Source organism: Ruegeria sp. CDSA089, from assembly GCF_059612205.1.
The window spans coordinates 99,081-119,615 of record NZ_JBXWQD010000008.1 but is presented as its reverse complement, the minus strand read 5'-3'; the positions used below and the strand labels follow the sequence as shown (position 1 = coordinate 119,615).

The 20,535-nt window shown below is 57.5% G+C and carries 24 protein-coding genes; 10 read left to right on the top strand and 14 right to left on the bottom strand.

Annotation, left to right across the window (positions count from 1 at the left end):
* The first annotated feature begins 2 nt into the window (after positions 1-2).
* The 3 genes from AC2FJ6_RS17875 (at position 3) to AC2FJ6_RS17865 (ending at position 2,632) form a co-directional block, all read left to right on the top strand.
* Positions 3-455: a MarR family winged helix-turn-helix transcriptional regulator gene (locus AC2FJ6_RS17875; protein ID WP_170775153.1), complete on the top strand. Its 453-nt coding sequence runs from the start codon at positions 3-5 to the stop codon at positions 453-455.
* Between the two features lie 62 nt (positions 456-517).
* A complete protein-coding gene (locus AC2FJ6_RS17870) occupies positions 518-1,753 on the top strand; it encodes an adenylate/guanylate cyclase domain-containing protein (protein ID WP_170775151.1) in 1,236 nt (411 codons plus the stop codon).
* A gap of 147 nt (positions 1,754-1,900) precedes the next feature.
* Positions 1,901-2,632 (top strand): heparin lyase I family protein, encoded by a 732-nt coding sequence (locus tag AC2FJ6_RS17865; RefSeq protein ID WP_214646855.1) that lies wholly within the window; start codon positions 1,901-1,903, stop codon positions 2,630-2,632.
* A gap of 103 nt (positions 2,633-2,735) precedes the next feature.
* On the opposite strand, the gene AC2FJ6_RS17860 is transcribed toward AC2FJ6_RS17865, so the two are convergent.
* Positions 2,736-3,545 carry a division plane positioning ATPase MipZ gene (locus AC2FJ6_RS17860; RefSeq protein WP_170775140.1) on the bottom strand — a complete coding sequence of 270 codons (810 nt, stop codon included), beginning with the start codon at positions 3,543-3,545 and terminating at the stop codon, positions 2,736-2,738.
* Positions 3,546-3,745: 200 nt separating this feature from the next.
* On the opposite strand from AC2FJ6_RS17860, the gene AC2FJ6_RS17855 reads away from it, so the two are divergent.
* Positions 3,746-4,633, top strand: a complete 888-nt coding sequence (locus tag AC2FJ6_RS17855; protein WP_170775138.1) for an AEC family transporter — start codon at positions 3,746-3,748, stop codon at positions 4,631-4,633.
* A gap of 65 nt (positions 4,634-4,698) precedes the next feature.
* On the opposite strand, the gene rpmE is transcribed toward AC2FJ6_RS17855, so the two are convergent.
* Positions 4,699-4,920 (bottom strand): 50S ribosomal protein L31, encoded by a 222-nt coding sequence (gene rpmE / locus AC2FJ6_RS17850; protein WP_170775136.1) that lies wholly within the window; start codon positions 4,918-4,920, stop codon positions 4,699-4,701.
* An 11-nt stretch (positions 4,921-4,931) separates the two neighbouring features.
* Positions 4,932-5,315 (bottom strand): 50S ribosomal protein L19, encoded by a 384-nt coding sequence (rplS, locus tag AC2FJ6_RS17845; RefSeq protein WP_170328369.1) that lies wholly within the window; start codon positions 5,313-5,315, stop codon positions 4,932-4,934.
* A 367-nt stretch (positions 5,316-5,682) separates the two neighbouring features.
* Here rplS and AC2FJ6_RS17840 point away from each other — a divergent pair, with 367 nt between their 5' ends.
* Positions 5,683-6,480: a glycoside hydrolase family 25 protein gene (locus AC2FJ6_RS17840; protein WP_170775134.1), complete on the top strand. Its 798-nt coding sequence runs from the start codon at positions 5,683-5,685 to the stop codon at positions 6,478-6,480.
* On the opposite strand, the gene trmD is transcribed toward AC2FJ6_RS17840, so the two are convergent.
* The 10 genes from trmD to AC2FJ6_RS17790 form a co-directional block, all read right to left on the bottom strand.
* Entirely contained in the window at positions 6,477-7,280 is an 804-nt protein-coding gene (gene trmD / locus AC2FJ6_RS17835) for a tRNA (guanosine(37)-N1)-methyltransferase TrmD (protein ID WP_170775132.1), read from the bottom strand. The two genes, AC2FJ6_RS17840 and trmD, sit on opposite strands and share 4 nt — an antisense overlap.
* Positions 7,277-8,092 carry a hypothetical protein gene (locus AC2FJ6_RS17830; protein ID WP_496669639.1) on the bottom strand — a complete coding sequence of 272 codons (816 nt, stop codon included), beginning with the start codon at positions 8,090-8,092 and terminating at the stop codon, positions 7,277-7,279. The genes trmD and AC2FJ6_RS17830 overlap by 4 nt, the downstream gene beginning before the upstream one ends.
* Positions 8,092-8,595: a ribosome maturation factor RimM gene (rimM, locus tag AC2FJ6_RS17825; protein ID WP_170775128.1), complete on the bottom strand. Its 504-nt coding sequence runs from the start codon at positions 8,593-8,595 to the stop codon at positions 8,092-8,094. Before rimM ends, AC2FJ6_RS17830 begins: the two co-directional genes overlap by 1 nt.
* Entirely contained in the window at positions 8,588-8,734 is a 147-nt protein-coding gene (locus AC2FJ6_RS17820; RefSeq protein ID WP_170356104.1) for a hypothetical protein, read from the bottom strand. The genes rimM and AC2FJ6_RS17820 overlap by 8 nt, the downstream gene beginning before the upstream one ends.
* A gap of 4 nt (positions 8,735-8,738) precedes the next feature.
* Positions 8,739-9,374, bottom strand: coding sequence for a 5,6-dimethylbenzimidazole synthase (bluB, locus tag AC2FJ6_RS17815; RefSeq protein ID WP_170775125.1), 636 nt, complete (start codon positions 9,372-9,374; stop codon positions 8,739-8,741).
* A 12-nt stretch (positions 9,375-9,386) separates the two neighbouring features.
* Positions 9,387-9,776, bottom strand: a complete 390-nt coding sequence (gene rpsP / locus AC2FJ6_RS17810) for a 30S ribosomal protein S16 (protein ID WP_010437590.1) — start codon at positions 9,774-9,776, stop codon at positions 9,387-9,389.
* A gap of 67 nt (positions 9,777-9,843) precedes the next feature.
* Positions 9,844-10,140: a chorismate mutase gene (locus AC2FJ6_RS17805; RefSeq protein ID WP_170775117.1), complete on the bottom strand. Its 297-nt coding sequence runs from the start codon at positions 10,138-10,140 to the stop codon at positions 9,844-9,846.
* A complete protein-coding gene (locus AC2FJ6_RS17800) occupies positions 10,137-10,691 on the bottom strand; it encodes a GNAT family N-acetyltransferase (protein WP_170775115.1) in 555 nt (184 codons plus the stop codon). Before AC2FJ6_RS17800 ends, AC2FJ6_RS17805 begins: the two co-directional genes overlap by 4 nt.
* Complete coding sequence (ffh, locus tag AC2FJ6_RS17795; protein ID WP_170775113.1) at positions 10,688-12,193, bottom strand: signal recognition particle protein; 1,506 nt, start codon at positions 12,191-12,193, stop codon at positions 10,688-10,690. The genes AC2FJ6_RS17800 and ffh overlap by 4 nt, the downstream gene beginning before the upstream one ends.
* An 857-nt stretch (positions 12,194-13,050) precedes the next feature.
* Positions 13,051-14,067: a hypothetical protein gene (locus tag AC2FJ6_RS17790; protein WP_170775111.1), complete on the bottom strand. Its 1,017-nt coding sequence runs from the start codon at positions 14,065-14,067 to the stop codon at positions 13,051-13,053.
* A gap of 185 nt (positions 14,068-14,252) precedes the next feature.
* On the opposite strand from AC2FJ6_RS17790, the gene AC2FJ6_RS17785 reads away from it, so the two are divergent.
* From AC2FJ6_RS17785 to AC2FJ6_RS17765, 5 genes are all read left to right on the top strand, one after another.
* On the top strand, positions 14,253-14,783 hold the full coding sequence (locus AC2FJ6_RS17785; RefSeq protein ID WP_480877989.1) for a PepSY domain-containing protein: 531 nt from the start codon (positions 14,253-14,255) through the stop codon (positions 14,781-14,783).
* A gap of 35 nt (positions 14,784-14,818) precedes the next feature.
* A complete protein-coding gene (locus AC2FJ6_RS17780; RefSeq protein ID WP_170787167.1) occupies positions 14,819-15,478 on the top strand; it encodes a response regulator transcription factor in 660 nt (219 codons plus the stop codon).
* A complete protein-coding gene (locus AC2FJ6_RS17775) occupies positions 15,478-16,821 on the top strand; it encodes a sensor histidine kinase (RefSeq protein WP_480505554.1) in 1,344 nt (447 codons plus the stop codon). The genes AC2FJ6_RS17780 and AC2FJ6_RS17775 overlap by 1 nt, the downstream gene beginning before the upstream one ends.
* A gap of 81 nt (positions 16,822-16,902) precedes the next feature.
* Positions 16,903-17,280 (top strand): hypothetical protein, encoded by a 378-nt coding sequence (locus AC2FJ6_RS17770; RefSeq protein WP_170791446.1) that lies wholly within the window; start codon positions 16,903-16,905, stop codon positions 17,278-17,280.
* A gap of 400 nt (positions 17,281-17,680) precedes the next feature.
* Positions 17,681-19,453: a Tad domain-containing protein gene (locus AC2FJ6_RS17765; protein ID WP_496669637.1), complete on the top strand. Its 1,773-nt coding sequence runs from the start codon at positions 17,681-17,683 to the stop codon at positions 19,451-19,453.
* 71 nt (positions 19,454-19,524) lie between these two features.
* Here the strand turns inward: AC2FJ6_RS17765 and AC2FJ6_RS17760 are convergent, their stop codons facing one another.
* Entirely contained in the window at positions 19,525-20,532 is a 1,008-nt protein-coding gene (locus AC2FJ6_RS17760; protein ID WP_170775101.1) for an Ldh family oxidoreductase, read from the bottom strand.
* Positions 20,533-20,535 lie beyond the last annotated feature (3 nt).

Sequence of the window (20,535 nt, the reverse complement as noted above, 5' to 3'; positions counted from 1 at the left end):
GCATGACAAAGACAGACACCGTAAAAAATGATGTGTTCGATTTGCAGGATTTCCTGCCTTATCTGCTGAATCGTGCTGCCGAGGAAAGCTCGTTGGAATTTCAGCGTGCCTACAAGGACCGCTACGGTATGTTGCGCACGGAATGGCGTGTGCTGTTTCATCTGGGAAATTATGGTGAGATAACCGCGAAAGAGATCGGTGAACGCGCGCGTATCCACAAGACCAAGATCAGTCGGGCGGTCAGCAAGCTTGAACTCCGCCGGTTCCTGACACGCACACCCAGCGAACGCGACCGCCGGGTCGAGCATCTGAAACTGACCCCAGCGGGTCAGGCTGCCTACCGAGAGCTCTGCGGTATCGCCCGGCAATATGATGCCAAACTGGCCGCAATGTTTGATGAGGATGAAGTCGCCCTGCTGCGCAAGATGTTGCAGAAACTGGCCGAGATGAGGTGAACTCTGGTAATTGTCATCCATTGACCCCAGATGACGTTCAGAGCGGACATAGGAAACAAAGAATGACAGCCCCGGAAAAGAACGCGGCGAAATCAACGGATTTGATCAACTGGATTGTTGCCCGCGGCCTTGAAGGTGCGGACAAAGAAGAATTGCTGGACGGGTATTGTACCCGACTGGTTGAACTTGGCGTGCCTTTGATGCGGTTTCATGCTGCCCAATCGGCCCTGCACCCGGTCTATGGCGGAACCGGCTATAGCTGGTATCAGGGGCAGGGCGGCGACTATCAGAAATTCAAATACTCGGAAGATGTCAGTGAGGATTGGCAGAACAGCCCATTATACGCGATCCTCAACGAAGACCTCGATTTCGTGCATGAACGGATCGTCGATCAGAACGAACCCAGCCGATATCCTCTGATCAACGACCTGCGCGAGGTCGGTGCGACCGACTATTACGCCACCAGTGTGCCCTTTGACATGCCGACCAACAACATGCCACTCGATGCGAAAAAGGCGGTAGATGGGGTCTTGCTGTCCTGGACCAGCAACGCGCCTGACGGGTTTCAGGACAGCGATCTGGACCTGATCAATACGGCCTTGCCGCATCTGGGGTTGGCGTTGAAATCAGCCTCGAACGCGCGGATATCCAAGGATCTAATGCGCGTCTATCTGGGCCGCGATGCGGGCCGTCGCGTGCTGTCGGGCGAGATCCGGCGCGGGTCGTTGCAGCAGATCGACGCGGTGATCTGGAACTTCGACCTTGAGGGATTTACCAGCCTGTCCGAAGAGCTGCCCGGCAACGAGATCATCGACATGCTGAACGACTATCTGGCGGTGGCGGTTGGGGTGGTCCATGACAATGACGGGAATATCCTGAAATTCATGGGCGACGGGCTGATGGCCATGTTCGATGTCGGGGATATTGATGAGGATGCAAGGGCCGCGCTGAAGGCCGTTCCAATGCTGCAATCGCGTATTGAAGAGCTGAACGCAGCGCGAAAAGCCGAAGGTCTACCCGTGGCGAATTTCACGCTGGCGCTGCATTCGGGGGAAATCCTCTATGGCAATATCGGGTCCGAAAGCCGTCTGGACTTCACTGTCATCGGCCCAGCGGTAAACCAGACCGCGCGGATTGCTGGGATGCACCGTTCATTGGGCCAGCGCATCCTGATCTCGGACGATGTTGCGCAGGCGGCACAGCCTTGTGGGCAAGACCTGATCTCGGTCGGGCGCTACATGCTGCGCGGTGTGCCAGAGCCGAAAGAGCTGTTTACGGTCTACCGGGCGGGAGATTAGGTGTTGGAGGTGAGCGCAAAGCACTCGTTCTATAGATTCATGAGCGAGTGATGAGCGGCAGCTTTTTTGCTTCCATTCGTTCTTGTGGCTACATTGATCGAAGCTGTTGAGACGAGAAGAGTTTTTCCAATGCAAAGATTGCTAACCATGTTAGTATTGCTACCGCTGTACTTCACGGTTCCAGCGGTCGCTGACGCACCCAAGGGATTTAAGGAGGCAGTGTTTCAAGGAAGCAGCCCAAAACTGAATGGGCGCGAACTTGTTTTCACGCTCCTGCCAGGTCAATGCAGTTCAAAGAACTACGGCGATGGCCGAGGGGAAAGTGATTGCAAAAATGGAAACATCCGATCGCGAATTAACGCCAAAAAACATGCCAAACTTGGCCAAACGATGGAATATAGTTTGGAGATTTGGATAGAACCGGGATTTCGATACAGCAAGGGCAATGTGCCCAGAAGCAAGCTTACGCTGATGGAATGGCAGCGGATCAACACGGTAAAAAACCACATCTATGTCTTGCATCTTGATTCTTCGAGTGGGGCGAAATTCGAAGACAAAGCGTGTTTCTCACCGTCCCGGTTCGGTCAGTGGGTTACATTCAAAATGCTTGTCAAATGGTCTAAGAATGATGACGGCTTCATGGAGGTTTTTTGTGACAGGAAGCGCATTTTTGCACTCAAAGGTCAGAATGCAATTCCTCCTGGCTGTGGTACCAAAGCGAAACAACAATGCCACTTAGACAAAATGGACCTACGTCCTCCGATACAGTGGCAAATAGGTCCAAAGCTGAATGGCTACGGGATTGTCTATAAGCAGAATGGAAAAAAAATCGCCGTTTCGACCCTGGCCAAAGGATGGTTTGACGATGAAAGTACGTAATCTGTACTACGGTCGCCCCAAGAAGTAATTCATTTCGAAGACGTAGGGAAAATCTAGGTGTGACCTTCCCCTTCATCTCGCCCAGAAAATCTACAAGAAATCGCTAAAAGTCGATCTCAACACCCGGCAGGTTCAACTCTTTCATCATGTCGCGCAATTCCTGTCGCGCAGCGATGTTCGAGATGTTGAGTTGTTTGACCCCGATATCCTTTAGGTCCAGCAGGGTCAGGCCACGGGGGAATAGCTCGCGGAAGATCACACGCTCGGAAAATCCCGAAGCGACGCGGAACCCGATGCGCTGCGACAGCATCTCGATCGCGCGCTGCATCTTTTCCTTGTTGACCATGCGCTGCGTACCGACACGGTTGCGCACGACGACCCAGTCGATCGGTTTCAACCCGGCCTGCGCGCGCAACTGGCGGGCATTCCAGACCATCTCGGAATAGACGGAAGGGCCCAGAATTTTCTCACCCTTGGAATCGATCCGTGCCAGCAGGTCAAAGTCGATGAAACTGTCGTTCAGCGGCGTGACAAGGGTATCGGCCAGCGAATGTGCCACTTGGCTGAGGCGGGTATGCGAGCCGGGGCAGTCGATCAGGATGAAGTCACTATCGCTTTCCAATTCGGCCACCGCGGCCGAGAGGCGATGGTCATAGATATTCTCGCCGGGCTTCAGCTTGCTTGCGTCAATCTCGGGCAGGTCGTGGTGGCGCGGGGTCGGCAGGGTCAGGTCCGAATTCTTCAAGAAGTTGGCCCGGTTTTCGAAATACCGTCCCAGACTGCGCTGTCGCAGGTCCAGATCCAGCGTGCTGACTTTGTGTCCCAGTCGGGCCAATGCAGTGGCCACATGCATCGAGACGGTCGATTTGCCTGCGCCGCCCTTCTCGTTCCCCACTACGATAATATGTGCCATGCCTGTATTCCCAAGTCCCGCCGTGTTTGACCACAGTTTGTTGCGTGCCACTATATGTTGTGGAGCGAAGGAAGGGAAGGACCCGAAACGCCATTCTAGGGCGCTGTTGCGAAAACTCAGACCCTGGGCCGAGGGGGCGGTTGCCAAAAGCGGTCCTCTATTTCACTCTTGTTTGAAGAGCTACGCTGGAAGGGCGTGAATTGGAGCAACTTTTCCTGAATGTCCTGAACGTGGTCCTGCCGGTTCTGATCTGCGCCGGGATCGGGTACGTGTTGGCGCTGACAAAAGCACCCTTTGACAATAAGGTCATCGGAGGGGTGGTTTCGCGCGTTGGGTATCCGACCCTGATCATCTCGCATCTTTCGACGACCCAGATCGCGGTTGGCACCTTTCTGGACGTCATGGCCGCCGCAGCGTTGGCGATTGCGGCGTTTGGCATGTTGGGCTTTGTCGTGCTGAAGGCGATGCGCCTGCCGGTTCGGGCGTTCTTGACGCCATTGATGCATGGGAATGTAGGCAATATCGGCCTGCCGATTACTCTGCTGGCGTTGGGCGATGCCGGGATGGCCTATACGATGGGTTTTGTGGTCGTCGTTTTGATCAGCGTTTTTACCCTTGGAATGTGGATCCCGGCCGGAGAGTTCTCGGCCAGAAAGCTTCTCACCTCTCCGGTTATTTATGCTGTCGTCATCTCACTGATCCTGATGACGACCGGGTACAGCCTGCCGCAACCCGTGGCCAAGTCCTTTGACATCCTCGGTGGGCTGTCGATCCCGCTGATGCTGCTGACGCTGGGCCATACACTAGCCAGCCTAAGGGTGCAAAGTCTGGGGCGTGCGGTGAGCCTGACCGCATTGCATCTTGGTATGGCGTTTGCCATCTCAACGAGCCTCGTCTGGGTCTTTGGGTTTACGGGGGGCGAGCGTGGCGCGGTGATCCTGTGCTGCCTGATGCCGTCCTCGGTGGCGACCTATTTGTTTGTCGACCAGCATCTGCCGGAATACGGCCCTGACGTGGCTGGTTTCATTCTTGTCTCGACCCTGGCAACCATTCTGGTTCTGCCTGTGGCGCTATCCTATTGGATCTGATTGCGCCAGCCCAAAGAAAAAGGCCGCCCCAAGGGACGGCCTTTCGGATCTGATCCGGGTCAGGCTTAGAAGCCCAGACCTTCGTATTTCTTCTTGAACTTCGACACGCGGCCGCCGGCGTCCATCAGGCGCGCGCCGCCACCGGTCCATGCGGGGTGCACGGAGGGGTCGATCTCCAGCGCCAACTGGTCGCCTTCGCTGCCCCAGGTGGATTTCATCTGAATCACGGTGCCATCGGTCAGTTTGACGTCGATGAAGTGGTAGTCGGGATGGATGTCTTTTTTCATCTTTCCGCTCCTTACGCCTCGGCGCCAGCCTTGGGCTTGTAGTTGGTGACTTCGGCGATACGCGCGGATTTACCACGACGCGAGCGCAGATAGTACAGTTTGGCGCGACGGACGCGGCCACGGCGGACAACGGTGATGCTGTCGATATTGGTCGAGTGCAGCGGGAATACACGCTCCACGCCTTCGCCGAACGAGATTTTGCGGACGGTGAACGAACCGGCGATGCCGCTGCCACCTTTGCGCGCGATGCAGACGCCTTCGTAGTTCTGCACACGGGTACGCGACCCTTCGGTTACTTTAAAGCCAACACGGATAGTGTCACCGGCTTTGAAATCGGGGATGTCTTTCCCCAGGGCGGCAATCTGTTCCGCCTCAAGCTGTGCGATCAGGTCCATCGCATTCACTCCTATCTGCTCGTGGTTGGTCCACGAAGTTTGGGCACGGGCTGAGAGCTCTTGGTCTTCACCGGGTCCTGCATGCAGCCCGCCAGAGGTCAGATCGAATGTTCCTTGGTCCGGTTTGTTCTGCCGCGCCGAGGCCGAAGAAAGCCGGGCGTTACGATATGGTCCAAACCAAAACACCGGAGTCGCATGACGCGTCACCGGATTGCGGTCGTTTAAGGGCATTATGTTCAGGGATCAAGCCTAAAATGCCGGGAAACGGTGGGATTCCGCCGCCTCAAAACAGCATCATTGCTTTGATCCATCGATCAGGCATTCTGAGGGCAATTACAAGAGCAGTCATTTCATACAGGAACATAACATGCGCACTGCATTGATGCTTGCCGTCGCGGCTTTTGCCATCCTGTCCTGCGGTCGCAGCAGTCCGCCGCCGCAACAGGTTGAGGCCAACGCGTTTTTGGACACGACTTCACCTTCGGTGATTTTCCCTGCTTTTGGCGATGCTGATCCGCACCCGTGGGAGGGGCGCCATCCTGGCCACTATCCGGTGCACGGTCTGGACGTGTCGCGTTGGCAGGGGCCGATTGACTGGCACAAGGCCAAGGCTTCGGGGGTCAGCTTTGTCTTTATCAAGGCGACAGAAGGTGGTGACGTTGCCGATCCGATGTTTGCAAGCCACAGCAGCGGGGCGAAAGCCGCCGGGGTGCCTTGGGGGGCTTATCACTACTACTATTTCTGTCGTCCTGCGCGCGAACAAGCCCGTTGGTTCATCCAGAATGTCCCTAAAGGATCGGACCTGCCGCATGTTCTGGATATGGAGTGGACGCCGCATTCCAAGACCTGCACCCTACGCCCCGATGGCGCGACTGTCCGGGCCGAGGCAAGGCGGTTTCTGGATATTCTCGAACGTCACTACGGGCGGCGTCCGATTGTCTACACCACCGTGGATTTCTACGGCGACACCGACATAGGGCGCCTGCCCAAGACCGAGTTCTGGCTGAGGTCAGTGGCAGGCCACCCCCGCAACGTCTATCCCAAGGCGGTTTGGCGGTTCTGGCAATATACCGGCACTGGTTTGGTACCCGGTGTGCAGGGACCAGTGGACATCAACACCTTCAACGGCCCGCCCGAGATCTGGGCGCGATGGAAGAACGGCTAGTCTTCGGACTTGGCTTTGGAGTAGGCGTCCCACAGGTCGGGGCGGCGTTCCAGTGTGATCCGCTCGGACATCTCATGCCGCCAGTTGGCAATGCGCCCGTGATGGCCAGACATCAGAATGTCCGGGATCGGGCGGCCCTTCCAGTCGGCGGGGCGTGTGTATTGCGGGTGTTCCAGCAGGCCCGAGGAAAAGCTCTCTTCCTCAGCCGAGGCCTGATTGCCCAATACGCCGGGGATCAGCCTTACGGTGGCGTCGATCAAAGCCTGCGCGGCAATCTCGCCGCCGGTCATGACGAAATCGCCTAGACTGACCTCTTGTACGCCGTAATGCTCCAGCACCCTCTCATCGACGCCTTCGAACCGGCCACATAACAGGGTCATACCGTCGCAGCGCGCCAGATTCTGCATCATGAGCTGATCCATCCGGCGGCCACGCGGGCTGAGGTAGATCAGCGGCCAGTTACCGCGCACCCCCGCCATCGTGTGTTCAATCGCCTCGCCCAGTACATCGGCGCGCAATACCATGCCCGCGCCGCCGCCGGCGGGCGTGTCATCCACATTGCGGTGCTTGCCGACGCCGAACTGGCGCAGATCGACGGTTTCCAACTGCCAGAGGCCCTCTTGCAGTGCCTTACCCGTCAGGCTCTCGCCCAACACACCGGGAAAAGCTGAAGGGAACAGAGTGATGATCTTAGCCTTCCACACTCCGTGCAGGTCGGGCGTTGGGGTGAGCAACTCACGCGGTTTCAGGGTCGGGCGGATCGCCTTGCGCCCATGAGATTTCGACGGTTTTTCGGTCATGTCGCACCCATCAGCGCCTGCTGCGCCCGTTCAACTACGGCGGCCTTTTGCGCGACCAAGGCGGCTTCGTCCAGCCGTGATCTGTTCAGGTCCAGCAGTTCCGCCAAAACGTTCTCGGGCAGTCGAGTGTTCGATTTGGACGGCGGAACCAGCAGTTGCGCCTTGTCATAGGGCAAGTCCAGATACTCGGCAAAGGGCGCACCCGGCCCGAATTGACGCAATTGCAGTTCCTCCAGCCATTCCGTGGTCACGGTGACGGAGGGCAGTTTGTCACGTATCTGGTCCACGGTCTCTTGCAACGAGGGCAAATGGTCGATGCTGTCGCGGAACGTGTCGAAATCCTGCACCTGCCGCATTCGCTGCAAATCATGGGCCCACAGGCTGCGCAGCCAGCTGCCCCGCTGACGCAAAGAAAGGTAAAGCGTGATCTCGACCTCCTGCCCGGAAAACCTTTGGTGGATCGAATCCACCAGGCAGGCGGCCAGATCGGAAGCTGCCGCGTAGCCCTGTTCCAGATTGCGACTGGGGCGGAGGCCCGCGAAGTTTTCCTCGCTGAGGATCAACCCGCGCTTTTCTCCAAAATCCAGCGTGTCGAGGAAGTCGCACATCTGGCGGCCGAATTCGGACAAAGTGCCAACGGTGCCATAAACGGAATGGTTAGTTGCTGCCCGCGACAATCCCGAATTGCGCGTGCGATAAGGCAGAACCAGCGCGAAATGCGGCCAGATCAATTCGCGGTTGTCGTAGAGGAAGGATTGCGCCGCAGTGGTGCCGGTCTTGTGCAGGCCCAAATGCAGCAGGGCGCGGCGCATCAGATCAGCCCTTCGGGCGGGTCGGCGATGATGCGGCCTTGGTCCAGATCGACCGTGGGGACGGCCTCAAGCGTGAAGGGCAGCAGAACGGTGGCCTTCAGCCCCGGCCCGTGCAGTTCCAGCAGGTCGGCAGCGCCGTGGTTTTGCACAGACTTCACACGGCCCAGCAGGGTGCCGCCTGTGTCATAGACCTCAAGCCCGATCAGGTCAGTGTGATAGAACTCATCATCGGGTAACGAGGGCAGTTGATCGCGCCGCGCAAACAGTCGCAGACCTTTCAGTGCATCGGCCTGTTCTTTGGTTTCAACTCCTCCCAAACGCGCCGCAAAGCCGTTCTTGATCGACCGGGTCAGGATCAGTGGATAGCGTTCTCCACCGGCCTCATCAGTCAGGGGGGAATAGGCTTCGATATCCTCGGGGATGGCGCAATAGCTTTTCAGCCGCACCTCACCGCGCACGCCATATGATCCCGCAATGCTGCCGACGCAGATCAGATCACTCATTTGCCCCATCCGTCACACAAAGCCCGTCATCCCATTGCCCGATGCCTTCGCACGCCTCGCGTTGGTTCGAGCGTTCGAAGAACACGCCCACAATAAAGGCGATCATCAGCAGGATGGGAAGGCGTAACAGTCCAAACATGCGCCTATCGTACCTCGATCGGCAAGCTGTCGTTGCGGCATTCCCAGCCGACCTGTTCCAGTTCAGGCGTGTCCGATTGCGTTTCCGGCATGCCAACGCAGAAATAGCCGATCAGGCGCCAATCCTCGGGAACGTCCAGATCGCGCGCCATCTGGTCAGGGTCCAGAATGGACACCCAACCCAGCCCCAGACCCTCGGCCCGCAAGGCCAGCCAGAACAGGGTGATGGCCGAGACCACGGAATAGCGCCGCATCTCGGGCATCGTGCCTGCGCCCAGACCTTGCCCCTTGTCGGTGGTGTCGTCGCAGAACACGGCCAGTTGCACCGGGGCCTCTTGCATCCCCGACAGTTTCAGGCGGCTGTAGAGCTGCGCCTTTTCGTCGGAATACCCGCCCAATGCCTGCGCATTGGCGGTTTGAAAATTTCGCAGCGCCGCGTCGCGCGCGGGCTGGCTTTCGACGCGGATCACGCGCCAGGGTTCGCTGAGCCCCACCGAAGGGGCCAGCCGAAACGCGTCGAGGCAGCGCGTCAGCACTGCCTCGTCAATCGCGTCGGTGCGAAACCGACGCACATCGCGCCGGAGTCGCAGCAACAGGTCAAACTGCGCGCGAAAATCGTCGGTGAAAGTCTGATCCCGCACGCGCTTGCCTGCTTATTCTTCTGCAGCCGCTTCTTCAGCCGGTGCCGCAGCAGCTTCTGCCGCCTCAGCAGCCTTGGCCGCTTTCTCTTCGGCGCGTTCCTGGGCTTTCTTGCCCGGAGTACCCTTGTTGGGGTTGTTGCGCTCGGCCTTGTCGCGGGCGCCAGCGGCTTCCAGCATACGTGCGATCCGGTCGGTGGGCTGAGCGCCCTGATCCAGCCAGTACTGGATGCGCTCCATGTTCATTTTCACGCGCTCTTCGCTGTCTTTGGGCAGCAGCGGGTTGTAGGTGCCCAGTTTCTCGATGAAACGGCCATCGCGGGGCATACGGCTGTCAGCCGCAACAATGCGATAGAAGGGACGCTTTTTCGAGCCGCCGCGGGCGAGACGAATTTTCATTGCCATGGTGGTATCTCCTTAAGATGGCGTGACCGGTCACGGACCGGGTATTCTTTTTGGTGGAAACGACGGGTCATTCCTGATGTTTCCGGTGGTGTCGGATGACTTCCTGAATGATGAAATTCAGGAAAGCCTTGGCGAAGTCGGGGTCCAGATCGGCCTCTTTCGCCAGGTCTTCAAGCCGAGCGATCTGCGCAGCCTCGCGCGAGGGATCGGACGGGGGAAGGTCGTGTTGCGCCTTAAGCTTGCCAACGGCTTGCGTGTGCTTGAACCGCTCGCCCAGCGTGTAGACAAGGATCGCGTCCAGCCGGTCGATGCTTTCGCGATGTTCTTTCAGCAGCGTGGCAGCCTGTGTCACGGGGTCGGTCATGCGTAAGCCTCCATGCCGCCATTCACCAGATCGGCGGGGGCGGGGTGCCGCCAAACTTCTGTCCTGCCGAATTTCGGGTGGTCATAGTGATAGTCGAGCGTGGCCCCCAGCCGGTTGGCCACGGCCTTGCTGGCGTGATTGTCGGGGTCGATCAGCGAAATCGCGGTGTCCCAGCCCAATACGTCATAGGCGTGAGCGCGCGCGGCCATTGCGGCCTCGGTCGCGTAGCCTTTGCCGGTGGCGTGGTTCATCAGGGTCCAACCCACTTCGCGTTCGGGCCAGCTGTGCGGATACCATAGGCCGACATGCCCCACATACGTCCCGGTGTTCGTTTCCTCGACACCCCAAAAGCCATAGCCGCGCATCGCCCAATGGCCCAAAAGCTGCGCAATGAAGCGCCATGTCTCATCAGGGCTTTTGCGGCCACCGAGAAACGCAGCCGCGTCCGACGCGAAAAACTCGGCCTCGGCCTCGAAATCAGCTTCGGACGGCGCGCGCAGGATCAGGCGCTCGGTCTCAAGCCGGGGGATATGATCGGCGATCAGGTTCACTTTTTCTTACCGAACCCGCTCAGCCCCGGAGGCAGGGCCATGCCGCCGCCTATGCCAGGCATGCCACCGGGCATTTTGCCCATGGCCTTTGCGGCCTGTTCCAGCGCCTTGGGGTCCATGCCTGCGGCCATGTCTTCGGGCGAGGGGCCGCCTTTGCCGAACATGCCCTTCATGGCCTGTTTCAGCATCTTGCCTTTGCCCATTTTGCCCATCTTTTTCATCATGTCCGACATCTGCCGGTGCATCTTGAGCAGTTTGTTGAGGTCGCTGACCTCCATCCCCGAACCGGCGGCGATGCGCTTCTTGCGGCTGGCCTGCAACAGCTGAGGGTTGGCACGCTCACGTTTGGTCATCGACTGGATCATGGCGATCTGCTGGCGCAAGATCTTGTCGTCCAGACCGGCCTGATCCATCTGCTTGGCCATTTTACCCATGCCGGGCATCATACCCATCATGCCCTGCATACCGCCCATCTGGATCATCTGCTCCAGCTGCATTTTCAGGTCGTTCATGTTGAACTGACCTTTGACCATGCGCTTCATCATGCGCTCGGTCTGTTCGATCTCCATCGTTTCCTGGGCTTTTTCGACCAGAGCAACAATGTCACCCATGCCCAGAATACGTCCGGCGATCCGATCCGGCTCGAAGGTCTCAAGCGCGTCCATCTTCTCGCCCAGACCGACAAAGCGAATGGGCTTGCCAGTGACCGCGCGCATCGACAGCGCCGCACCGCCGCGCCCGTCACCGTCCATACGGGTCAGGACCACGCCCGAGATGCCTACCTTGGCGTCGAACTCCTCAGCCACTTCCACAGCAACCTGACCAGTCAGGCCGTCGACGACCAGCAGGGTCTCGCGCGGGTCAACCACGTTGCGGACCTGCTCGACCTCGTCCATCAGGACTTCGTCGATATGCAGGCGGCCCGCGGTGTCGAGCATGTAGACGTCATAGCCGCCCAACGTCGCCTGCTGTTTGGCGCGCTTGGCGATATCAACCGGCTTCTGACCGGGCACTATCGGCAGCGTGTCGACGCCTACCTGCGTCCCCAGAACGGCCAGCTGATCCATCGCCGCCGGGCGATAGACGTCCAGCGAGGCCATGAGGACCTTCTTGCCCTCTTTCTCTTTCAGGCGTTTCGCCAGCTTACCGGTCGTGGTCGTCTTACCCGAGCCTTGCAGACCGACCATCAGGATCGGCGCAGGCGGGTTGTCGATCTTCAGCTTGCCGGGGTCTTCTTCACCGCGCAGCGTGTCAACCAGCGCGTCATGCACGATCTTGACGACCTGCTGGCCGGGGGTGATCGACTTGGTGACGGCCTGACCGGTCGCCTGTTCCTGCACCTTCTTGACGAAAGCACGGGCGACGGGCAGCGAGACGTCGGCCTCAAGCAGGGCCACGCGAACCTCACGCAGGGCGGTTTTCACGTCTTCTTCGGATAGCGCGCCCTGTTTGGTCAGCCGGTCAAAGACGCCGGAAAGGCGTTCGGATAGATTTTCAAACATGCCTTCGGCCTCCTTAGCCGGTTATCTGGTGGCGCCTCCTAGATAGGATGCGTCGGTTAAATGCACAAACGCCCCCACGGGCGAAACTCGCTGGTGGGGGGCGATCCCTGAACGACTCAAGGGACCGGAAGGTCAAACGCTTCCGGATGTTGCGGCGGGTGTTATCCGAGACGCTGTCGACTGTCAACTCGGGCTTGGGTTCGCAGGGGTGCAGAACGGATGAATGGCTCGAAAACACAAGGATCTGACCCGAGGCGATTCGCGCGCCCTATTTGGTTTTGTTGCGATTTTCGCGACAACATTAACGCAAGCTGAACAATGTATTTGCTGTGTGTTCAACGGAAGTCTGCATAATCGCGGCATCGATTCTTAACGAAAGTGAGTATTTACCCGAATTCATGCAAAGGGGAAACGCATGACAAAGTCTGCCATCCTGATTGCCGGACCTCGGACCACCGCTGCTAATCGGTCCCGGAATTTGGTTCAGCGTGACGGAAAAACACCGTGCGATAAGACGCGCGGAAACCGCTTTCCTCCGATTAACATTACACTGTCTTCTATCATCGATGAGATGCGGCTTATCGAGGCAAAAAGAAGCGTTCCGACAAAGTAGAACGCACCAGGACAAGACATACGGAATAGGTACGGTGAAAAGGGAAAGCCCGCTCAAAATAGAGCGGGCTTTTTATCGCGGCTAGAGTGAGAAAAGGTGCGCGATACCTGAAACTGTGCAGAACGTGGCGAGGTTCTACGAATTTGTTCCGGGCCAGCCAAAGGCTCATGTAGGTGGATGAAATGGCTGGCCCGGCCCCCCATACCTCCGTGAGTGTAAGGGCAGTGAGATCGGTGATTGGGTCCTATTCGACTTCGGATACCTCTTCTTCTTCGATAGGATCCTCAACCGGGTCGAGACCCAACATCGCCCTTACGGTCGCTTCGACCTCATCCGTGACGGGTTTGTTCGCCGCGGCCTCCAACGCTTCACGCTCCAGTTCGGGCTGAGCCTCGACCTGTTCCGTCAGGGTGTCGACCGTTTCGACGGCTTCTTCATATTCCTCGGCGTCTGCGAGTTCTGTTTCAAATTCGGACGCGGCCATCTGCGAGGCTTCAAGCGCTTCTTCTGCTTCCATAAGCTCTTGTTCAAGAGCCTCCTTTTCCTCGTCCGGAGCATTTTCAAGTTGCTCGGTCAGATCATCCACAAGCGCTTGATCTTCCACAACTTGTTGCTGAGCATCGGTCAGGTCGTTCTCAATGTCTTCGGTGGGACGAGCAGGAGGTTCCAAGCCATCCAGGAATTCTTGGGCTTCTTCCAGTTCCTCGCTCAGTGCCTGACCGGCCAGAACCGTGTCACGGTAGGTGGCGATGCGACCCACACGTGAATTTGGTGATGCGTTTTGCAGGGCCGTCTCGCTGGCGTTGGCGGCGTTCAACGCGCCCAACTCGGACGGGTGCGCACCAAATTCAGCCGAAGCCTTGTTGCCCTTCTTGCGGCCCTTTGGTCGGACGGATTCCTCTACCTCGGTGGTTGAGGTCGTCGTGCTGGCCACGCGGGCGGATTTCTTTTTCGACTTGTTCCCGTTGAACAGCTCTTTCAGGGAAAAACCGCCACCGGATTTTTTCCCGGAGCTGCCGGACTTAGTTTTGCCGCGACCGGCATTGCCTTTGGCTTTTGCGCCATCACCTTTGTTGGCGTTGCCATTGCCGCCTTTATCGCCACCATTCCCGTTGCCGCCACCATTCCCGTTGCCGCCACCATTGCCATTTTTGGCATAGGCAGCGTCAGGGACAGCAAGTGTCGTCACGATTGCGGTGGAGCCGACCAAAGCGACTGCGACTGCCGTAGCTTTCAGCAGGATGTTGGTTTTGGTCTTCATATCAGTCCTCACGGGTCATGTGTTTGCATCCATGTTTTCCGGCACGACAAACGCGCGACAGAATCACCCCACGACCTCATTTGAACTGATGCACCCTGAACACACGAAAAACCGTTTGTTCATCACTGGTTCACATAGAGTAAATTAGGCTTTAGACCGTTTCGCGCGAGAACGAGTTGACAGTGATGAGACAGCTTTTGGCGACGGCATTTGTGGCGTCCCTTCTCCTGACCGGAGAAGGGCATTCTGCTGTGCGCGAACTCAAGCAGTCCGAATTGCGGCAAGCGACGCTTGTGGGCGGGGCGATTCGCCTGAAGAAAGTCATCAAGGGCGTTGAGAAAGTTTTTGGCGGCACCCCTGTGGATGCCCGCGCATTTAAGGATGACAAGGTTTACTACCGCATTCTGGTGAAAAAGCCGAACGGCCGGATCATTAGCGTGATCGTCGATGCTCAGACAGGCGCGGTTATTTCAAACGGGTCCAGTATCGGGCGGCAGATCAAAGAGGCAGCGAAGACTTCACCGGGCAATTCTGCAACGGCCAAGTCCAACGGTGCATCCAAGGCCAAGTCCAATAACGGCAACAATGGCAATAACGGGAACCGCGGAAATTCGGGCAACAATGGCGGCGGCAACAGTGGTGGCAACGGCGGCGGCAACGGCGGTGGCGGCGGCAACGGTGGCGGCGGCGGAAATGGCGGCGGCAAGAAAAACTAGATGAATACGCAACTGAATAGCTGTAAATTCGCGTTATGAGAGTACTTCTGGCAGAAGATGAGCCGCATCTGAGCGCTCAAATCAAGAGATTGCTGAATGCTGAAGGGCGGGTCGTGGACACCGCTCAAAACGGCTTGGAGGCCCTGCATCTGGGGTCGACCGAGCCTTACGATATGATCATTCTCGATATCGGCCTGCCTGAACGCGATGGTATCACAGTTTTGCGGGAATGGCGTGAGGCCGGGGTTTCGACGCCGGTCCTGATCCTGACCGCGCGCGATGGGTGGAGCGATCGGGTCGACGGGCTGGATGCAGGCGCGGATGACTATATGATCAAGCCCTTCCATATGCCTGAACTGGCCGCGCGGGTGCGCGCGATATTGCGCCGGCAAAGCGGACAGCTGAGCGCTGTCATCGAAATGGGCGATGTGGCGTTGGACACAAAGACCGGGCGGGTGACGGTCAAGGATGTGCCGGTGGACCTGACCGCGCAGGAAATCGCGGTTCTGACATATCTGTCGCACAATCGCGGACGGCTGATCTCACGCACCGAACTCTCTGAGCATATCTATGAATATGACGGCGATCGGGATTCAAACACCATTGCGGTTTTCATTACACGCCTGCGCAAAAAGCTGGGATCGGACCTAATCAAGACGGTACGAGGACGCGGCTATATGATTGACACGGACTGATGCTTTCCCTGCGTCAGCGCGCATTGCTGGGGGGGATCGCTTCTGGGGCGGTGTCGGTTGGCGTGGGGACTCTGGCAGTGTTTTCCTACATCAACTCAAGGGTCTCGGACCAGTTTGACACCGCGTTGCGGGATCGCCATACCCAGCTTGTGGTAGGGTTGAGCGTCACGACAGACAATCCCGATGCGCTTGGCAACCTAATGTTCGACCCGGCATATGGCACACCGTTTTCCGGGCGCTATTGGCAGGTCACCGGTAGTGATGGGTCGGTATTTACCTCGGCCTCGTTGTTCGATGAAACGCTGGCCGAGCCCCGGGGCCTTCCCAACGCGCCTACCTTTTGGAACACGCAAGGCCCTGAAGATGAGGCCGTGCGCAGTATCTACCAGGAAATATCTTACGAAGACGGAACGGTCTGGGGTGTCAGCGTGGCTGAAAGCCGCGAGGAATTGATGGGCGAACGCCGCGCGGCCCAGCGGAACCTTCTGCCGGTCTTTACGCTTGTCGGTCTCATCGGGGTGGCTGGGTCGCTTTTCCTGATGTCGGCTATTCTGGGGCCGCTGCGCAAACTACGCACAGATGTGTCCCATCGCTGGGACTCGGATGAGGGGTTGAAGCCGGATGATTACCCCGAAGAAGTCTCGCCGCTGGTTGAAGACCTTAATCAATTGTCGCGACGCAACCGGGACATCGTCTTCGGGTCCCGACGGCAGACCGCTGATCTGGCTCATGCCCTCAAGACCCCGACGGCCATATTGCGCAATGAACTAACCAGTCTTTCCGAACAAGGTGCCACGACAGACACGGCGCAAGAGGCACTGGACCGGATCGATGCGCAGCTCAGCCGCTCACTGGCGCGGATGCGTGCGATGAATACGGCCGAACTGACCCATTCCCGTACGGATCTTTCAAATTCGGTCGACCGTCTTGCGCGCTTGTTCTCGAGAATGACCGAACGGGAAGGCAAACAATTTCAAGTCACTCGCGAAACCGGATTATGGGTGCGCATGGACCCTCAGGATATCGAAGAGGTTCTGGGCAACCTGATGGATAACGCCGTTAAATGGTGTCAGAAGACTGTTCGGGTTGTGGCGCAGGTTAGAAAAGGCAACGTCGAGGTTCTAATCGAGGATGATGGGCCCGGCATCCCCGAGGACAACCGGCGCGAGGCCCTGCGCTCGGGCGGGCGGTTGGACACATCGGTTGCCGGCAGCGGGCTTGGTCTTGCGATTGCGGTCGATCTGCTGAACGCGTATGGGGCAAAGCTCGACCTTGGCCGTTCAACGAGCCTGGGCGGGCTGGAGTGTCGTATCGTTATTCCGACGGGCTGGAAAAGACCTTAGATTGCGTCGGTTGGGTGCAATTAGGGCAAACGGCTTTTCTTAAGTAATCTTGGCTCATTCTGATAGCTTGGAGTGGGGCATATGCGGATAACTTTGGACATCATTGAAAAAGGCACGGTCATAGGCGCGGCAATTGCTGCGGTCCTGCCGCTTTATCAATGGTATGATGAACGGTCCGGTCGAGAGTTGGAGCGTGTCTCCAGCTTGGTCATCGGGGGGCAGGCCTGTGCAGAATGGGTTATTTCTCATGATGTGCGGGCCACCGTGGATGTCCTAGAAAATGCGCCTGAGGATGTTGTGACGGCGGCGGTCAACCGCGCGGATTTTGCGTTGAATATGTCAATTTTGTGCGGAAAGCTTCTGGATCATTTGCACATGGGGATGGAGAAACTGGACCTTTCTCGGGCCGAGGAAGAAGCCATGCGCTGGTCCGGTTTTCCGTATGAAGACGAGTACTGAGAGGCCAATTTTCACGGTATTTTTAGGCGTGTGTGTGGGCCGAGTGGAACCGTTGGGCGGCAAGGCCTGACGTGAGGTGTCCGCGATGAAATTTCCAGGCTCGCGACTCGGAGGCCTAAAAATAAGGGAATGTGGCAAGGTTACCCAAGGTCACTCGGTCTGTTAATTTTCGGTCAGTGGTCCTCGTGCAAAGCGCCGTTTTCACGGATGTGTGATATCATATTGATTTTAAATATTTTTATTCGAATTCGTGACAGTTCCGTGTTTTCCACGTCACCCGCGCGTTCATTTTGAGTTAAAAATGGGTTCACCTCCGGTAACCCAAATAGCAACATTACGGCAAAATAGAGACAACTTCTTTGGGCATCTTATTCGCGAATAAGGATGTCTGGAGAAAGAAATGTTTAATCTGAATTCACGGAAGAAAGCCGTTTCAAAAACTCTCCGAAATTCGGTTGCGGATGTTGGTTGGTTTGCGAAACGCGAAGAAGGTGGTTTGACGATTTTCGCGTTGTTTGCCTTTTTTCTATTATTGGCTGCGGCGGGTATTGCCGTCGATGTAATGAACTATGAGCGCGACCGTGCGAAATTGCAGTGGGCTCTGGACAACGCTGTCCTCTCTGCCGCGAGCCTTGAGCAAACCCTCGATCCTGCGCAAGTTGTCGAAGCCCATCTGGCCGCATCCGGTTTGGGCGAGTACGCGAGTTCGATTTCTGTTGAAGACAAACATCTGGACCGCACTGTCCGTGCCAGCCTGACATCTGGTTTTGACACCAATTTCATGCGGTTGAGCGGTGTTGAGACGATTTCATTGGGCGTGAATTCCGCCGCGCATGAGGCGGCACCGTGCACCGAGATTTCCATGGTTTTGGACATCTCAGGCAGTATGGGGAACAATCAACGCCTGACCCAAATGCAGACCGCAGCCAAAGCATTTGTCACAAAAACTCTGGAGCATAACAACGACCCAGGCACCGAGTGCGCGACCTCGGTCAGCGTTATCCCGTTTGCAGGTCAAACCAACCCAGGCTCGGTGATGTTCGAATACTTGGGCGGCGAGCGGTTTGGCACGACCACCGACGACGATTTCTTCCCGGAATGGCAGCAGGATATCTCGAACGTCGTGTTCTGGTTTGATACAGACGGCAATGCTGACCCCGATTTTTCCGTCAAGATCGACAGCTTCCCGGACAACGAGACCGATCTGTTCAACAAGGATGACGTCGACACGTACTATCACTATGTCCGGGACTTTATCATCAACAACTCGTCCCAGCTGCCTGAGAGCGCCGAATTGGTGGGTGCATCCATCAAGGGCGGGCAGCAGAAGACGATGTATTACAGCATTGACCGGACAACGACGGTTTATGATGAGGCTTCGGGCCCAACCAAGTTCAATAACGTGGACATCGAACTGCAGTATTCTGATTTCCACAGCTATGTGGGCAACATTCCGAACAATACCTCGTCTTGCTTGGAAATGACCTATTCGGATTTCCTCAATACAAGCCTGCCTTCAGGTTCGATCGATCAGACGCCCTATTTCGTGAACTGGGAATATGATGAGACTACCCAGAATTGGGGTTGGTGCCCGGAAGACGAAATGAGCATCCAATACGCCCAGAACGATGAAACCAAACTGCACACCTTCATCGACGGTCTGCGCCTGTTCGATGGAACCGGCACCAACTACAGCCTGAAATACGCGCTGGCCCTGCTGGACCCGTCAAGTCAGGATGAGTTTGCCTATCTCAGCAAAGCCGGGGAAGTTCCCTCCGAGTTCGCAGACCGCCCGCTGAGCTGGGATCACGAGAACAGCTCGAAGATCATTGTGATCATGACCGATGGACAAACCACCCCGCAGGTTCGCCCCGCCGATGAGATGGAAGAGGAAAACGGCCTGACGGAGCTGACTGCGCGTCCAAGTGAAGACTCGACCATCGCCTCGTCGCAGCTGACCAACCTGCAACTGTTCCAAGAACAGTGTGAATTGGCCAAAACGAAAGGTGCCGTTGTTTATACCGTCGCGTTCGAAACCACGGAGCAGGCCGCATCCGAGATCAGAACCTGTGCTTCGTCCTGGTCGCATTACTATGAAGTGACCGGTGAAGAGATCATCGACTCCTTCGTGTCGATTGCAGGCTCGATCCAGAAGCTGCGCCTGATCCAATAACCCAATGTGGTCGAGAACGAGAAAGGGCGCCAATAAGGCGCCCTTTTTTGTTCCGTCGGGGGTGCGCAGCGTTAGGCCAGGATAGCCTCGATCTTGTCCAAGGTCGCCTTGTTGACCGCGACGCCTTCGGTTTGGGCGGCAATGCGTTTTGCGCGCCGTCCGTCGCCCGGCAGATGCGCGCTGTCCTGAGAATGGATCGCGCCGACCAATGCACTGATATTTTCGGCAAACATGTCTTGCGCCGCAGCGGCCGGGTCGATGGCGATAAAGAACTGACCGGTCTTGGGTGGCCCCCCAGCTGTGCCCGAGAACGGCGAGGCGTGAATGCCGAGCGTCGCGCCGGTCAGGGCTGCGGCCATGATCTCGGTCAGCAAAGCGATGCCCACTCCTTTGTAGCCCCCCGATGGGGCCATCGAGCCCTTGAGCCCGACATTAGGGTCCGTGGTTGGGTTCCCATCCGCGTCCAGCGCCCAGCCCACAGGGATTGGTTTGCCTTCGCGGGCATGTTTCATGACCTCGCTCTTGGCGATGGTGCTAGCGCTTTGGTCGATCAGAACGGCGGGCTGTCCATCTGTGCCGGGTACCGCGACCGAGAACGGGTTGGTGCCGATAACCGGCTTCGACCCGCCCGATGGCGCGATTGAGGCAGGTGCATTGGTAAAGCCCAACCCAACCAGACCCGCCTGCGCCAACCGGTGCGTGTGATAGCCCAGGACCCCGCAATTATAGCTGTTGCGGATGGCCAAGGCCGCGATGCCCTGTTCCTTGGCGGCTGGGATGAGGGCGTCAAACCCCATGTCAATTGCGCTATGTGCAAACCCTGTTGCCGCGTCAACCGTGATCAGGCCAGAGCGAGGCCGGTCCAAGACGGGCTTTGCGGCACCGTCGACCTTTCCGCATTGCACATGTTCGCAATAGATCGGGATATAGGCCAGACCGTGGCTGGCCACCCCATCCGCTTCGGTTGCCGCCGTGGCAACGGCCAGCGGGCGAGCGTTGGCTTCGGTCGTGCCAGCGGCAACAAGGGCGCGAAAGGCCAGGTCTTCGATTTCGGTCAGGGTCAGAGTGCGGGTTTCCATCGT